This window comes from Puniceispirillum sp. (SeqCode) (assembly GCF_965657105.1).
Lineage (GTDB): Bacteria > Pseudomonadota > Alphaproteobacteria > Puniceispirillales > Puniceispirillaceae > Puniceispirillum.
Genome location: NZ_CBFHNB010000064.1, coordinates 1 through 12,428, shown reverse-complemented (window position 1 = coordinate 12,428; position 12,428 = coordinate 1). Strand labels below are relative to the sequence as shown.

The window sequence follows — 12,428 nt, the reverse complement described above, 5'->3', positions numbered from 1 at the left end:
CAAACTATCATTAGATATATTGACCAAAACAAGGATATCATGATCATGCTTACACTTTATTATTCAAAGATGTCCTGTGCCTATGCCCCGCATATATTGCTGTATGATGCCGGTGCAGAATTTACCGCCACATCTGTTGATTTTGAAACAGATGAACAAAATACTCCAGCCTTTTTGGCGGTCAACCCCAAGGGACGCGTCCCCGCATTGGTTACCCCACAAGGGATACTGACCGAAAATCCAGCAATTCTGCTATATATCGCCCAGTCACATCCAGACAAGCAGTTGGCCCCAACCGATCCGTTTCTGCTGGCCCAGGCGCAGGCGTTTAATATGTTTATCGCCTCGACGGTGCATGTTGCCCATGCCCACCGCCATCGCGGCTATCGCTGGGCAGATGATGAAGCGGCGCAAGCCAGCATGCGCGCAAAAGTCACTGAAAATATGACCCGTTACGCCCAGATGATCGAGGATCACTATTTCATTGGCCCCTATGTTCTGGGCGATCGCTATTCGCTATGTGACCCGTATCTGGCGCTTATCATTCGCTGGTTTGGCGGTGATGGTGTAGAGCTGGATCACTTTCCAAAACTGAAACAGCATGACGCATTGATGCGCGCGCGGCCATCGGTACAGGCGGTCATGCCGTTTTACACATAAACCGCTAGCACATGAGCTAAAATATAGCCGATATGCGTCGTTCATGTTTCTGTTATGCGGATCAACTCTATGAACATACGGGACAATATGGGGCGGCCTAATAACCGCCGCTATGCACAGCAACCCGATGAAGACGAAACCGAAGATGAAATCGAGCTGGCTATCGACCGGACGACGCCCCCGATCGATCTATTGCGTCCGCATCCCACCTGTTCAACCGAAGAATGGCTGGCCAAACGAAACTAGACATGGCCGTTAAGCACAGTCCCGTAACGGCTGACTGGGATCCGCTGGTTAGGCTGGTCTATGATTCGACTTTTGATTGCTGACCAAAAAAGGATGCCTCTTTCGGATATTCGGGCATCTCCATCTCGAATGCGGTACTACGCACGCGCCCTGTATAGTGTCCCCGCACAATCTCGCCATCATATTTATGTGGGATCGGGTTTCGATCAAGGGCAATGGCATCTTCGGCTACGTAAGTCACAATATATAGACAGCGCGGGGCATCGGTCATATTTGGCAGCGAGCCATGCAAAAGCCGCGAATGCATCAGACAGGCATCGCCAGCTTTGCCTGTGCATTTGAGCGCATTTGCCCGCACATCAGCCTCAATATCGGCATCAACCGCACCGGTAAATACACCATTCTGCCATAGTGAGTGAAGTGAACCTTTATGACTGCCAGGCACCACTTCAAGCGGACCATTTTCCAAGGTTACATCATCCAGAAAAAACAGCACTGTCATCACATCATCATTTGAATGCGGTTCAAAGGGAAAGTCCTGATGATATTTCACCGCGGTGCCTGAACCGGGTAGTTTCAGATTAATCTTGGTGGCATGAAGCTTTATATTTGGCGAATAAATATACGCTGTCAGATCAAGCGCCGCGTTATTGCGCATCACATCAAGATAGATATCAGACACTTCGATAGGCGCCGAAATTCGGCGCAATGCGGGTGTGTCATGGCTATGGCTTGACGGTTCGACATCAAAACGTGGGCGCCCATCAGCGATCTGTCCATAGGCTTTTTCATGATTGCGCGATTCATCGACCCATAAACGCAATTGTGCATTCATATCCTGCACCTGTTGTGCGGTCAGCGCATCTTTCATCATAACAAAACCGTCACGTTCAAAATGTTGCTTATATATATCAAAAATATGACCTGTCATCACGCGCCCTCCACATCTATATAATTAATTATTATCCCATAATATGCCCATATCAAAGTCATAGCTTACAGAAAAATCACCTGTGATATGGCATTAGGTTTCGGCGCGTGTTGTCCAATAGTCAGTGCCGTAATCATGTAGAATTTCGGTGCCTGCCTTTATGTCACAAAGCGCCGAAAAGCGGACAAAGCGATTATCATCGTCATCTATCTGCCATTCCGCGTTAGCAGGATTGCCATGATTATAAACCATCCCGCATCCCATGACGCATAGATAGTCATTTGGGTCATCCGGACTGGTAAATAGATAATCATTCAAGCGGTTTGTGCTTTGCAGATCATCATCGTCAATCACCAGATAAAAGCATCGTTCGATCGTGCTGCCAGCAGCGATATCCTCTACAGCAAAAACGCCAAGCCCATGGAGTGGTGAGTCTTTAATGGTAATTTTCATAGATATCCTCGCGACTAGGTGACCTTTTGTGTAACGATCACCCAGCCAGGTCAAGAGTGTGAAGGGGATAAGATAAAAAAACCCCTGGTCTGCATAACAGCCAGGGGAAGTTAACGGAGATTCGGCAAGGGGCGCATGGAAACTGGAGAGTAACCGGATGGAGGGAGGAGCGCCCCTTGCAAGACTGTTATGCGCGAAATTAGCGCGCAACAGAAGTGCTAGTTACACTATATGGTGATGCAATAATTGCATCACCATAACAGATAGCCGAATACGCATTCTATGGCTAAAGTGGGTGTATATCATATCCAGCGATCGGGAAATGCACCGCCACCGGACCTGTTTCAGGCGCATCATGATCAATCGATACCCGTGTGGCATCAAGATAGCGCAAGGTGCCTGTCACTTGTGGATCTGCATTTGTGCCATGCGGCTGAATGGCCACGCTATGACCTTCTTTCATACCTGCGGTAAAGGGAACAGACACCCCTGTTGGCGAGGTTGGGTAAGCGGCCTTGGCGATCGCCAGCGCCTCTTCGCCAGAAAGATCGCTACTGCTACCTTCGCCAATATCAGCAAGCGCGGCTTCGAGTTTACAGACCTGTTCAAAGGGGCCAAGGAATCCTGGCCCACCTTCCCAGCGCCCGCGCAAAAACCATGCAATGTAACCAATGGCCGCATCTGCATAGCATGGCGTATTTCCATTCAGAAACACACCATCACTGGCAACAAGTTGAAATTCAGCCCAGGCCAGCCCTGCCTGCAGCCTTAGCAAGACACCAGGGACATCTGCCCGCAGGGATTCAGGAGTCCAGTCTTTTTCAAAATACAGCGCACCACGATCAGCGATAAATTCGGCAGGTGCTGTATCCAATGCATTGGCAATAACCACCCGCACTGCCAAATCAAATAATGTGTTTTCAGCCCATGATGCCATCATCATCGAACGCCCCGTAACCCCATCGGGAAATAGGCTGTTGGGACAACCATATTCTTCAAGTGCCCGGATTATATTCTGGCTGTCACAATAGATATCCGCGCCAATCTGCAAAATCGGCGTCCGGCGATAGCCAGCGGTAAGCGGCATCAGCAAAGGCTTTGGCGGGAGTCGAGGAATTTCAACACTTTGCCATGTTGCCCCCGCAATGCCTAATGCCATGCGCGTCTTATGCGCAACAGGTGATTGCGGGTAATGATGAAGGATCAACGACATGACAGGCTCCAAGCTTTATGAATATTTACGTTCTCATTGTAGAACGTGCATCTATCGAGAGGAAAGATAAAACCCTGCCCATATGCGCCGATCAGGTGATAAAAATGTTATCTAATTCGGCAAAAGCTTTTCAATAGCCTGCCGGATTTTCCGGGCATCCGGCGCAGTTGTCGAGGCAAACCAAGTGACAAAATTGCCTTCTTGATCGATCAGATGTTTGTAAAAGTTCCAGCGTGGCATCGCCAAACGTCCGCCAGCTTCACGCACCCATTGATAATAGGGGTGCATATCCGATCCGGTGACCGCAACCTTTTCAGTCATTGGAAAATCAATACCGTAATTGATCGTGCAGAATTGCTTGATCTGGATATTGGCACCTGGCTCCTGGCCACCAAAATCATTACTTGGCACACCAATCACGACAAGACCGCGAGCGCGATAATTATCCCACATGGCTTGCAAGGCTTCATATTGCGGCGTGAAACCACATTGCGACGCTGTGTTGACAAGCAAAATCACCTTGCCGCGAAATTCGGCAAGGTCAAGCGTGCCTCCTTCGATATTTTCAAACGAAATATCATGGGCGTTCTTGGCATATGCTGGCATCACAGGCTCCGTTACAAATGTTACAAATAGCAGAATAATAGCCCAGATAGATACCGATTTGGATGGTGTTGCAAAGGCTATATGTGATGCAGGTTTAATCATTCTGATCTCGCAACATTAAATTCATTAACGCTTATATAATGATGATCTTGACTGCCACAAGGTGACCATTTGGCAAAAGTAAATTGAAGGATCAGAGATGGATGATATATCACTCGAGGAATTATGGGCAAGCTTTACCAATGATGTCGTGACCATCAGCGATGCGGGATTTAAACTAGCCGTCACTACAAGTCAGGATATCAGCCATTTTCTGGCTGACAAACTGTCTATGATAATGGATATGTCAAAATCGTTTCTGGGGAGCTGAACCTGCGACCAATAGTCTTAGGCAGACGGAATCATGTGGTTGGTGACAAGCCTGAATTTACACGCTAGGGTGTTTAACAACAGTAACAACATGAAAAGGAGGTGATCTAATGTCTAGTGATATTCGGAATCTATCAAATAACTTGGTTGGGTATTCTGGATGTGAGAGCAGCCTCTCGCGTCGCGGTTAACTTAACAACTTGAATACAGGTTATTTCGATAGCCAATCACGTAAAGGGGGATTTTATCCCCCTTTATTTTGTCCAGATTTATTTTGTCCAGATTTATTTATTTGCGGCGTTATAGGCGTTAATCGCCCGCATCAGGTCGTCGCGTTCCTTGCAGTTAAACGAACATTGCTGTTTTAGCTTGGCAAGATTTACCTTGGCTTTGTCAGGTTGTTTTAAGGTCAAGAAAAGCTCGCCTTGATATTCCAGCGCACCTTTATGTTCAGGGTCAATCGCCAGCGCCTTGTCATAGGCAGTCATTGATTCGTCATAGCGGCCACTTTTACGCAAAGCAAAGCCCGTGTAGTTCCACGCATCAGCGTTTTTCGGATTCTGCATTGTTTCAAGTGCAAGCGGCACCAAAGCCGCTTCGAACAGATCACGATTTATAAGCTTTATCGCTTCACGTAATTCCTTGCTATTATTGGTATCTGCAGTGCTATAGCCACTCGAGTCTGACGATTCTGAGTCACTGCCTGCCGCAAAGCTCATTGTGCTTGCAGATGTTATCAGAATAGCCAATGCACCCGCCATAAAGACCCGCATAAGCATGGTTTGAAAAATCTGCCCTTCGTTATTTGTCTTAATATTCATAGCCACCTCACCTATTGTTAAGCTTCGGTTTTACCGCCAGCCGCAATCCAGTCACCAATTCCGCCAACATTCGCAACATTTTCATAGCCCATGTCTTTTAATGTTTTGCCCGCCAGCGCGGCCTGGCCACCGGCAGCACAAATCAGGATGATGTCGGCATCCTTGGTTAGAGCTGGATTATGGTGCGGGGTCGAATCATCAGCAGCAAATTCGATAAAACCACGGTCAATCCGGAGAGCACCCGCGATCGTGCCGCTGTCATCAATCGCCGTGCTAGCCCGCACATCAATAAACAAGCTATTGCCCGCTTTATGTTTGGCGATGGCGTCTTCTGGCGTGATTTTTGCAACAACAGCGTTGGCTTCGGCAAGATAATCCTGTGCACGTTTCATTTTAAACCCCTTGATCAAGATGGCTGATGCGCCACACATATGCTATGTGGAATTTGCTACATATATATGAAGTGGGAAGAGTGTCCACACATTCAAGGGTCATGGCAATTTTGTCACGGCCGCCTAGCTGTTAGGCTTGCCGTGCAAATGTAGGTGTTGATAGCGGGGCGCCTTGATTATTATTGAGCGCGGCGGCCATGATCTCAATATGTTCAGGTGAAATACCACAACAGCCGCCAATAATATCGGCACCCGCCGCGGCCCATTGCACCGCATATTTGGCATAATTTTGCGGCGTGATATCATGACGAATTTGATGCAAGGTTGAATTTGCATGTTCGTAATCATCATCCATCAACGGAAAGGCATTGGCATAGACGCCAATCTGCAAGCCCATCCCTGATGGTCGCGATGGCTGTCGGGCTCGAAATTCTGACACGCATGTGATAGCATCATGCATGACTTCGGGCTGGGAGCAGTTAAATAACAAGCCATCAAGCCGCATCGGCGCAATAACGTCAAGCAATGCAGAAAGCGGCTCACCCGATCGCAAGCGCGGGGCACCCGGCACCGGTTTAACATCTTCCAATGTAACAGAAAGCCAGAGGTCGGCAGCACAATCGACAAAGGATTCAAGGAATATCTTGGCTTCGATAACCGATCCCAATGTTTCGGCCAGAAAAATATCAGCGCTTGGCGCCAGATAACGCTGGAATAGCTGCATCATCTGTTGTCCCGCTTGGGGATCGAATTTATCAGGTTCGTATGAGCCAAACATTGGTGGGATGCTGGCCGCCACCTTGACCTGATGATCTGCCGCTTCAGCCGCCGCCTGCGCCAATGTGCCAGACAAGGTCAGCAGTTGCGGGGCCAACTCATCAAAACGATCCTGACCAATGTGAAATGGCACAATGGCATAAGAATTCGTCGTGATAACATGTGCACCGGCGGCAATGAATGAATCATGCACATCCCGGACATATTGCGGCGCTTCCATTAGCGCTAGCGCAGACCATTCGGGTTGCCTGAAAGGCGCACCTATAGCGGCTAGCTGACGGCCTAAGCCACCATCTAGTATAATCATAATAATTCTCCCCCACTTATAACATTAGTTATGTGCAGGTGGTTTTGTCCAGATGTTTGATGATAAATATGATGATTAATTTTGTTATGCTGAACGCGTAATCAGTGACAACATCATGGCAAAGGGAAACAGATGCATGACAAAGGGCTCGCCGAACGTCTGAGAAAGCTAGTCGATGATATGTTCGATTTGGCGTCGATGCCGCAAACGACCTGACGAATGACCCACATATCCGCCCGTTTGACCCGACAGGCCGACCTATGAAAGGCTGGATGATAATCACACATGATGGCATTGCCGAGGATAAAGATTTACAGGGTTATGTTAATCTGGCGGTATTCTTTAGCGGTGGCTTGCAACCCAAGTTCAAAGCCAAGAAACCGCACAAACGCAGAAGCCACACCCAGAAGCCTTACAAATAACAAAGACCACTATTAGCCCAGATCAAACCCGCACATGGTCGCAATCGAACGCACCACCGATGAATGACGTGCCGCAAATGGCAGGATGGCAACCGCAACCAGCACCAAAACAGCACTCATGATCCACAAGCTTCGGTCGGGGTTTTGGTTTATGTCATCAAACTGATTTTTATCAGTCTGGTTTTCATCAGACATGACACAGCTCATTCAAGGTCATAAATATAAGGTGATAAGCGCGTGCCTTCATCAGATGCGCATTACGAATTCAAGCCCACTCTGGCTACCAACATAGAGTCCTGCTTTTTGCTTATGCAAGGACACCAGCAAATTACCGCCACCCTGGCTTAGCGCCACATCAACCCGGCTTCCCTGAATACGAACGATTGTACCAGCCGCATCCTGACCCGTTTCAGTGCAGGACAGCGTTACTTTCTGATCAAGTGCAAGCATGGTTCCTATCACCTATCTATAGCATTTTATAATCAGTATATAGCACAGCACCTAATTCAGGTCGATGGCGTGCGCTTTCAAATCTTCTAATGTGCAAATCGCCAATGTCACCTGATTGGTCGCCGCAAGCCGGACTTTTGGTGCACAGCCTGCCGCGCGTGCCTGTTCCCAGCGGGCGGCACACAAACACCATTGGTCGCCAGCCTTCAACCCGGGAAAGCCATAATCAGGCATCGGCGTCGATAAATCATTACCGGCTTGTTTGCTATAGGCCAAAAAGGCATCAGTCATCACCGCGCAAACCGTATGCAAACCCTGATCGGATGGACCTGTATTACAGCAGCCATCGCGGAAAAATCCAGTAACCGGATCATGAGAACAGCTGGCAAGGATGCCACCTAACACATTTATCTGGCCATTAGGGCGTCCCTGACCACCATCCATCACGTCACCTCACTTGCTTCGAGAATAGCCACTTCGCTTTCAATTCTGGTTTCAAGGGTGGACATGAATTGTTTGCGGGTCAAGCCTGGCGTAATGGGCTCGAGAAAGCGGACTTGAACCCGTCCGGGGAATTTCAACCAGCTGTTGCGCGGCCAGACACGGCCTGAATCAAGCGCAACCGGAATCACGGTGAAGCCGGTTGTATCATAAAGCGTAAACACACCAATCTGATAATCATGCGGGGTGCGCGGCATAACCCGCGTGCCTTGGGGAAAAATCAGAATTGAGCGCGGGTTTTCACGGATCTGCAATGCCGCCGCGCGTAATTCGCGTAACGCTTTCATGCCGCCCGCACGATTCACCGCAATACAACCTGCGCGCAAAAAGAAAAAGCCGATAAAAGGCAGAAACAGTAATTCACGTTTCATCACCGTAATCGGCGCTTTTAAGGCGGCATAGAGAACGATGGTTTCCCATGCCGATTGGTGTTTTGCGGCATAGATAACGGTTTCATCATGATGCATATCACCGATGATGTCATGATCGATTCCGCAGATGTAAAGCAGTTTTGATGTTGCCCATCCCCAGAACCTGGCCACCCACCATATAACTTGCCGTGGCAGCAACAAAAGCGGCATAAACAGCACGACAATCAACGTTGTCATCAGATAAAACAGGCTGTTAAACAAAAATGATCTGAGATAAACCATAGCGCCAAGCTAGTTATATTCGACATCAACATCAATGCCCAAAATCAATATCTAAAAAACCAATGTCAGAGCAGGTATTTCAAACTAATGGCCCGAAGCAATAATGAATGGCACATGCGCGCCGAAATGGCACTGGCGGCTGCGGTAAAAACCCGAACGTTGATTACCTATGCTGAACTTGCCGATGCCGCGGCTATACCTGCCCCACACCGGATCAATAAATTGTCCGTCTGGCTTGAGGCCACAATGGACAGTGACTACGCGCAATCTTTGCCTCTGCGTGCAGCATGGGTCATTTCACGCGCTCGTGGTGGCCTGCCTGCCCCTGGCTTTTTTATTAAATGTAGTGAGCTTGGGCTATATGACGGGGCACCTGATGGGGCTATCGCCACTGCCTTTCATCTCAATCTGCTGGGCTAGTCCCAACCTCGATCGTGATGTGAAACACGCCTGCGATCGTTTCACTGCCAATCAGCCGATGCCCGCTGGTTTCGCAAAAATGGTCAAAATCCAGTGGCGCCGCCGGATCATCGGCAGTCACCGCAAGCACTGTACCCGCGGCCATCATACCGACCTGACGCCGTGCCTTGAGCACCGGAAGCGGGCATTTCAGTCCGGTCAAATCAAGGCTGATATCAGCGGTTTGACGCGGGGATGCGGGATCAACAGGATTGGTCATAAACAAAAACTTTCCAGAATCGATAATAATAAGGGCATATAGTAATCCACATCTCGATCAAGGCGAAAGCTTAATTGACATTATCTATAGGTGAATTGATGCCAATTCCCTTGCCAATCACATACCAGACCAGCTAGATAATCTGCATGAGCATCTGGGGTATCATAATCGGCGGTACAGCCGGATTTGCTATGGGCGGTCCGATTGGCGCATTGCTAGGAGCAGCAGCCGGTCATGCTGTTGAAAAACGGCTGACCCCGCAAACCGATAGTGATGCAACACGGCAGGTCGCCTTTACTGTTGCTGTGATTGCCTTATCAGCAAAAATGGCCAAAGCCGATGGCATTGTTACCCGCGATGAAATTGGCGCGTTTCGCAACCGCGTTCATATTCCCGCGGCAGAAGTCAAGCAAGTTGGCAAATTCTGGGATCTGGCGCGCAAAACGCCTGATGGGTTTCAAGATTATGCGCAACAGGTGGCGCGTTTGTTCGCCCCGCGCACAGCAGTGCTTGAACAATTACTGGATCTGCTGTTTCACATTGCTAAATCAGACGGCGCAATTACTCAGCCAGAACAGGATTATCTAGCCGAAGTGGCACATATTTTCGGCTTTAGCGCAGATGAGTTTGCCCGCTTTGCCAGCATTCACCAAGGCGACGGCCCATCGGCTTATGAAGTGCTGGACGTTACCAAAGACATATCCGACGATGATCTCAAAGCCCAATGGAAAGCGCTGGTAAGGTCGCATCATCCCGATAAATTGATGGCCGATGGCATGCCCGAAGAATTTATCAACGCCGCCAATGAACGCCTGGCCGCGATCAATGCTGCCTATGATGCCATTTGCCGCCAGCGCGGAATAAGCTAGATGTTACCACCACTTCTGACGCTAGCTAATGCAGGTATAAACCTGGGTGACCGCTGGCTTTTACGTGGGGCTGATCTGTCGCTTCATGCGGGTGACCGGCTGGCACTGGTCGGACGCAATGGCGCTGGTAAATCCAGTCTGATGAAGCTGATGTCAGGGGCTGGCGAAATGGACGAAGGCAGTCTGTGGACCGCGCCCGGTGCCGAAATAGCCTATCTGCCGCAAGCCCCGCATATCCCGCCGGGCATGAGCCTGATTTCGGTGGTGACCGCAGGTATGGAAACAGCCAGCGGTGACAGACAGGCACATAAGGCCGAAGCGATTCTGATGCGTATGGGGCTAGATGGCAACCGCATGACCGACGGCTTGTCTGGCGGCGAAGCGCGCCGCGTTTCACTGGCGCGGGCGCTTTATACCGAGCCTGATATTCTGCTGCTGGATGAGCCGACAAACCATATGGATTTACCAACCATCGAATGGATGGAAGGTATGTTGCGCCAGCATAAGGGCGCCTTGCTGGTGGTCAGCCATGACCGCGCCTTTCTGCGCAATCTGGGTACCGGCATCGTCTGGGTGCATGAGGGTAAGCTGCGCCGCCGTGATGGGCATTTTTCCGAATTTGACGAATGGTCGGAAGGCATTCTGGCCGATGAAGCGGTGACCTTGCACAAAATGGATCGCCGCATTGCCAGCGAAACCAAATGGTCACGCGAAGGCATTTCCGCGCGCCGCAAACGCAATCAGGGGCGGCTTCGCGAACTGTATAGCCTGCGCACCGAACGTGCTAAGGCCGGCGGCATCACCGCACGAAGTGTCAAAATGGAAACTGGCCCTGCCGAAGGTGGCGGGCAACTGGTGCTAGAAGCGATTGATATAACCGCCAGCGTGCCAGCCCCCGATAGCGCCAGCACAGCATCCGACCAGACACTGGACGAGAATGGACGCCGCATTTTGATGCGTCATTTCAATCTTTTGATCCGACGAAGTGACCGCATCGGTATCGTTGGCCCCAACGGGATTGGCAAATCGACGTTGGTGCGTATTCTGCTGGGCATTGGCACGCCGGATAGTGGCCGCGTGCGCGAGGGGTTTGGCCTCAATCATGCCTATTTCGACCAACGCCGCGAAGCGCTTGATCGGGACGCCTCGCCTTGGACAGTGCTAAGCGAAGGCGGCAGTGACATGATCGAGGTCGCCGGTCAGCAAAAACATATCACCAGCTATCTGCGCGATTTCATGTTCGAAGATGTCAAAATGACCCAGCGCGTGGCGACTTTGTCAGGTGGTGAACAGAACCGGCTGTTGCTGGCCAAGCTATTTGCCAGCCCGCATAATTTTCTGGTGCTTGACGAGCCGACCAATGATCTGGATCTGGAAACGCTGGAACTGCTGCAAGAAGTGATCGCTGATTATGACGGCACCGTTTTGATCGTCAGCCATGATCGTGATTTTCTGGATCGGACGGTGACCGGCCTGCTGGCCTTTGAAGGCGATGGTAAGATTGTCGCACATGCTGGCGGCTATTCGGATTATCTGGAACGCCGTAATCGTGCGCAAGAGCGTGCCCAAGATCGCGCCCAAGAGCGTAGCGGCACGCGCGGCGATAAAGGCGCGGCAAAATCTAAAGCGGGCAACGATAAAGCAGGTAGGGGCAAAGCCGCCAGCGCATCAGCGCGAGGTTCAGATAATGGCCGCGCCCCGCGCCTGAGCTTTAAGGATAAGCACGCGCTGGATACACTGCCTGGCGAGATTGAGGTGCTGGACGCCGAGATCGCAAAGCTGGAAAGCGTGCTTGGTGATCCGGCGCTATTCGCCAAAGACCCCGATAGATTCAATAAAACCGCCGATTCAATCGCTGATCTGCGCCGCGCCAAAGATGATAAGGAACTGGCCTGGCTGGCGGCGGCGGAAAAAGCCGAAGCATTGGACGGGGATTAGGAGATCACCCCTTAATCTGCTTGAAAACACCCCGCCATATTGACGGGAATGCTTTGGCATCGGTATAGTGTTCGCCTGTCAGATGGCTGGATGGCTGCTGCTCTTTTTTCGTAAAAGAGGAGAGGAAAGTCCGGGCTCCAC

The 12,428-nt window shown here is 50.3% G+C and carries 19 protein-coding genes; 7 read left to right on the top strand and 12 right to left on the bottom strand.

What is annotated here, in order from left to right; all coding sequences use genetic code 11:
• Positions 1-45 precede the first annotated feature (45 nt).
• Both ACTF7Q_RS08940 and ACTF7Q_RS08935 read left to right on the top strand, forming a co-directional pair.
• Positions 46-660, top strand: coding sequence for a glutathione S-transferase family protein (locus ACTF7Q_RS08940; RefSeq protein WP_438997498.1), 615 nt, complete (start codon positions 46-48; stop codon positions 658-660).
• Positions 661-729: 69 nt separating this feature from the next.
• Complete coding sequence (locus ACTF7Q_RS08935) at positions 730-906, top strand: hypothetical protein (protein WP_438997497.1); 177 nt, start codon at positions 730-732, stop codon at positions 904-906.
• A gap of 58 nt (positions 907-964) precedes the next feature.
• On the opposite strand, the gene ACTF7Q_RS08930 is transcribed toward ACTF7Q_RS08935, so the two are convergent.
• The 4 genes from ACTF7Q_RS08930 to ACTF7Q_RS08915 form a co-directional block, all read right to left on the bottom strand.
• A complete protein-coding gene (locus ACTF7Q_RS08930) occupies positions 965-1,837 on the bottom strand; it encodes a phytanoyl-CoA dioxygenase family protein (protein ID WP_438997496.1) in 873 nt (290 codons plus the stop codon).
• A 93-nt stretch (positions 1,838-1,930) separates the two neighbouring features.
• Positions 1,931-2,290: an SET domain-containing protein gene (locus tag ACTF7Q_RS08925; RefSeq protein WP_438997495.1), complete on the bottom strand. Its 360-nt coding sequence runs from the start codon at positions 2,288-2,290 to the stop codon at positions 1,931-1,933.
• A 286-nt stretch (positions 2,291-2,576) separates the two neighbouring features.
• Entirely contained in the window at positions 2,577-3,503 is a 927-nt protein-coding gene (locus tag ACTF7Q_RS08920) for a glutathione S-transferase family protein (protein ID WP_438997494.1), read from the bottom strand.
• 111 nt (positions 3,504-3,614) lie between these two features.
• Positions 3,615-4,211 carry a glutathione peroxidase gene (locus ACTF7Q_RS08915; RefSeq protein ID WP_438997493.1) on the bottom strand — a complete coding sequence of 199 codons (597 nt, stop codon included), beginning with the start codon at positions 4,209-4,211 and terminating at the stop codon, positions 3,615-3,617.
• Positions 4,212-4,308: 97 nt separating this feature from the next.
• On the opposite strand from ACTF7Q_RS08915, the gene ACTF7Q_RS08910 reads away from it, so the two are divergent.
• Positions 4,309-4,479 (top strand): hypothetical protein, encoded by a 171-nt coding sequence (locus ACTF7Q_RS08910; RefSeq protein WP_438997492.1) that lies wholly within the window; start codon positions 4,309-4,311, stop codon positions 4,477-4,479.
• A 283-nt stretch (positions 4,480-4,762) separates the two neighbouring features.
• Here the strand turns inward: ACTF7Q_RS08910 and ACTF7Q_RS08905 are convergent, their stop codons facing one another.
• From ACTF7Q_RS08905 to ACTF7Q_RS08895, 3 genes are all read right to left on the bottom strand, one after another.
• Positions 4,763-5,299, bottom strand: coding sequence for a tetratricopeptide repeat protein (locus tag ACTF7Q_RS08905; protein ID WP_438997491.1), 537 nt, complete (start codon positions 5,297-5,299; stop codon positions 4,763-4,765).
• 17 nt (positions 5,300-5,316) lie between these two features.
• Positions 5,317-5,691, bottom strand: a complete 375-nt coding sequence (locus ACTF7Q_RS08900) for a rhodanese-like domain-containing protein (protein ID WP_438997490.1) — start codon at positions 5,689-5,691, stop codon at positions 5,317-5,319.
• 130 nt (positions 5,692-5,821) lie between these two features.
• Positions 5,822-6,775 (bottom strand): homocysteine S-methyltransferase family protein, encoded by a 954-nt coding sequence (locus tag ACTF7Q_RS08895; RefSeq protein WP_438997489.1) that lies wholly within the window; start codon positions 6,773-6,775, stop codon positions 5,822-5,824.
• A 260-nt stretch (positions 6,776-7,035) separates the two neighbouring features.
• Between ACTF7Q_RS08895 and ACTF7Q_RS08890 the strand changes: the two genes are divergently transcribed.
• Complete coding sequence (locus tag ACTF7Q_RS08890; protein WP_438997488.1) at positions 7,036-7,197, top strand: hypothetical protein; 162 nt, start codon at positions 7,036-7,038, stop codon at positions 7,195-7,197.
• Between the two features lie 12 nt (positions 7,198-7,209).
• On the opposite strand, the gene ACTF7Q_RS08885 is transcribed toward ACTF7Q_RS08890, so the two are convergent.
• The 4 genes from ACTF7Q_RS08885 to ACTF7Q_RS08870 are packed head-to-tail and all read right to left on the bottom strand — an operon-like array spanning position 7,210 to position 8,756.
• Complete coding sequence (locus ACTF7Q_RS08885; protein ID WP_438997487.1) at positions 7,210-7,392, bottom strand: hypothetical protein; 183 nt, start codon at positions 7,390-7,392, stop codon at positions 7,210-7,212.
• A gap of 51 nt (positions 7,393-7,443) precedes the next feature.
• On the bottom strand, positions 7,444-7,647 hold the full coding sequence (locus ACTF7Q_RS08880; protein WP_438997486.1) for a hypothetical protein: 204 nt from the start codon (positions 7,645-7,647) through the stop codon (positions 7,444-7,446).
• Between the two features lie 51 nt (positions 7,648-7,698).
• Entirely contained in the window at positions 7,699-8,091 is a 393-nt protein-coding gene (locus ACTF7Q_RS08875) for a DUF2237 family protein (RefSeq protein WP_438997485.1), read from the bottom strand.
• On the bottom strand, positions 8,091-8,756 hold the full coding sequence (locus ACTF7Q_RS08870; RefSeq protein ID WP_438997484.1) for a lysophospholipid acyltransferase family protein: 666 nt from the start codon (positions 8,754-8,756) through the stop codon (positions 8,091-8,093). The genes ACTF7Q_RS08875 and ACTF7Q_RS08870 overlap by 1 nt, the downstream gene beginning before the upstream one ends.
• Before the next feature lie 132 nt (positions 8,757-8,888).
• Here ACTF7Q_RS08870 and ACTF7Q_RS08865 point away from each other — a divergent pair, with 132 nt between their 5' ends.
• Positions 8,889-9,221, top strand: a complete 333-nt coding sequence (locus ACTF7Q_RS08865) for a hypothetical protein (protein WP_438997483.1) — start codon at positions 8,889-8,891, stop codon at positions 9,219-9,221.
• On the opposite strand, the gene ACTF7Q_RS08860 is transcribed toward ACTF7Q_RS08865, so the two are convergent.
• Positions 9,205-9,480: a sulfurtransferase TusA family protein gene (locus ACTF7Q_RS08860; RefSeq protein WP_438997482.1), complete on the bottom strand. Its 276-nt coding sequence runs from the start codon at positions 9,478-9,480 to the stop codon at positions 9,205-9,207. The genes ACTF7Q_RS08865 and ACTF7Q_RS08860 overlap by 17 nt on opposite strands.
• A 146-nt stretch (positions 9,481-9,626) precedes the next feature.
• Between ACTF7Q_RS08860 and ACTF7Q_RS08855 the strand changes: the two genes are divergently transcribed.
• Positions 9,627-10,349: a TerB family tellurite resistance protein gene (locus ACTF7Q_RS08855; protein WP_438997481.1), complete on the top strand. Its 723-nt coding sequence runs from the start codon at positions 9,627-9,629 to the stop codon at positions 10,347-10,349.
• The gene (locus tag ACTF7Q_RS08850) at positions 10,350-12,287 is read left to right on the top strand and encodes an ABC-F family ATP-binding cassette domain-containing protein (protein WP_438997480.1); all 1,938 of its coding nucleotides are present in this window, start codon (positions 10,350-10,352) and stop codon (positions 12,285-12,287) included.
• Positions 12,288-12,428: the final 141 nt, after the last annotated feature.

Bases quoted from the DNA above. Each gene is read 5' to 3' on its own strand.
- ACTF7Q_RS08940 (WP_438997498.1), top strand. From the start codon at position 46: ATGCTTACACTTTATTATTCAAAGATGTCCTGTGCCTATGCCCCGCAT.
- ACTF7Q_RS08935 (WP_438997497.1), top strand. From the start codon at position 730: ATGAACATACGGGACAATATGGGGCGGCCTAATAACCGCCGCTATGCA.
- ACTF7Q_RS08930 (WP_438997496.1), bottom strand. From the start codon at position 1,837: ATGACAGGTCATATTTTTGATATATATAAGCAACATTTTGAACGTGAC.
- ACTF7Q_RS08925 (WP_438997495.1), bottom strand. From the start codon at position 2,290: ATGAAAATTACCATTAAAGACTCACCACTCCATGGGCTTGGCGTTTTT.
- ACTF7Q_RS08920 (WP_438997494.1), bottom strand. From the start codon at position 3,503: ATGTCGTTGATCCTTCATCATTACCCGCAATCACCTGTTGCGCATAAG.
- ACTF7Q_RS08915 (WP_438997493.1), bottom strand. From the start codon at position 4,211: ATGATTAAACCTGCATCACATATAGCCTTTGCAACACCATCCAAATCG.
- ACTF7Q_RS08910 (WP_438997492.1), top strand. From the start codon at position 4,309: ATGGATGATATATCACTCGAGGAATTATGGGCAAGCTTTACCAATGAT.
- ACTF7Q_RS08905 (WP_438997491.1), bottom strand. From the start codon at position 5,299: ATGAATATTAAGACAAATAACGAAGGGCAGATTTTTCAAACCATGCTT.
- ACTF7Q_RS08900 (WP_438997490.1), bottom strand. From the start codon at position 5,691: ATGAAACGTGCACAGGATTATCTTGCCGAAGCCAACGCTGTTGTTGCA.
- ACTF7Q_RS08895 (WP_438997489.1), bottom strand. From the start codon at position 6,775: ATGATTATACTAGATGGTGGCTTAGGCCGTCAGCTAGCCGCTATAGGT.
- ACTF7Q_RS08890 (WP_438997488.1), top strand. From the start codon at position 7,036: ATGAAAGGCTGGATGATAATCACACATGATGGCATTGCCGAGGATAAA.
- ACTF7Q_RS08885 (WP_438997487.1), bottom strand. From the start codon at position 7,392: ATGTCTGATGAAAACCAGACTGATAAAAATCAGTTTGATGACATAAAC.
- ACTF7Q_RS08880 (WP_438997486.1), bottom strand. From the start codon at position 7,647: ATGCTTGCACTTGATCAGAAAGTAACGCTGTCCTGCACTGAAACGGGT.
- ACTF7Q_RS08875 (WP_438997485.1), bottom strand. From the start codon at position 8,091: ATGGATGGTGGTCAGGGACGCCCTAATGGCCAGATAAATGTGTTAGGT.
- ACTF7Q_RS08870 (WP_438997484.1), bottom strand. From the start codon at position 8,756: ATGACAACGTTGATTGTCGTGCTGTTTATGCCGCTTTTGTTGCTGCCA.
- ACTF7Q_RS08865 (WP_438997483.1), top strand. From the start codon at position 8,889: ATGGCCCGAAGCAATAATGAATGGCACATGCGCGCCGAAATGGCACTG.
- ACTF7Q_RS08860 (WP_438997482.1), bottom strand. From the start codon at position 9,480: ATGACCAATCCTGTTGATCCCGCATCCCCGCGTCAAACCGCTGATATC.
- ACTF7Q_RS08855 (WP_438997481.1), top strand. From the start codon at position 9,627: ATGAGCATCTGGGGTATCATAATCGGCGGTACAGCCGGATTTGCTATG.
- ACTF7Q_RS08850 (WP_438997480.1), top strand. From the start codon at position 10,350: ATGTTACCACCACTTCTGACGCTAGCTAATGCAGGTATAAACCTGGGT.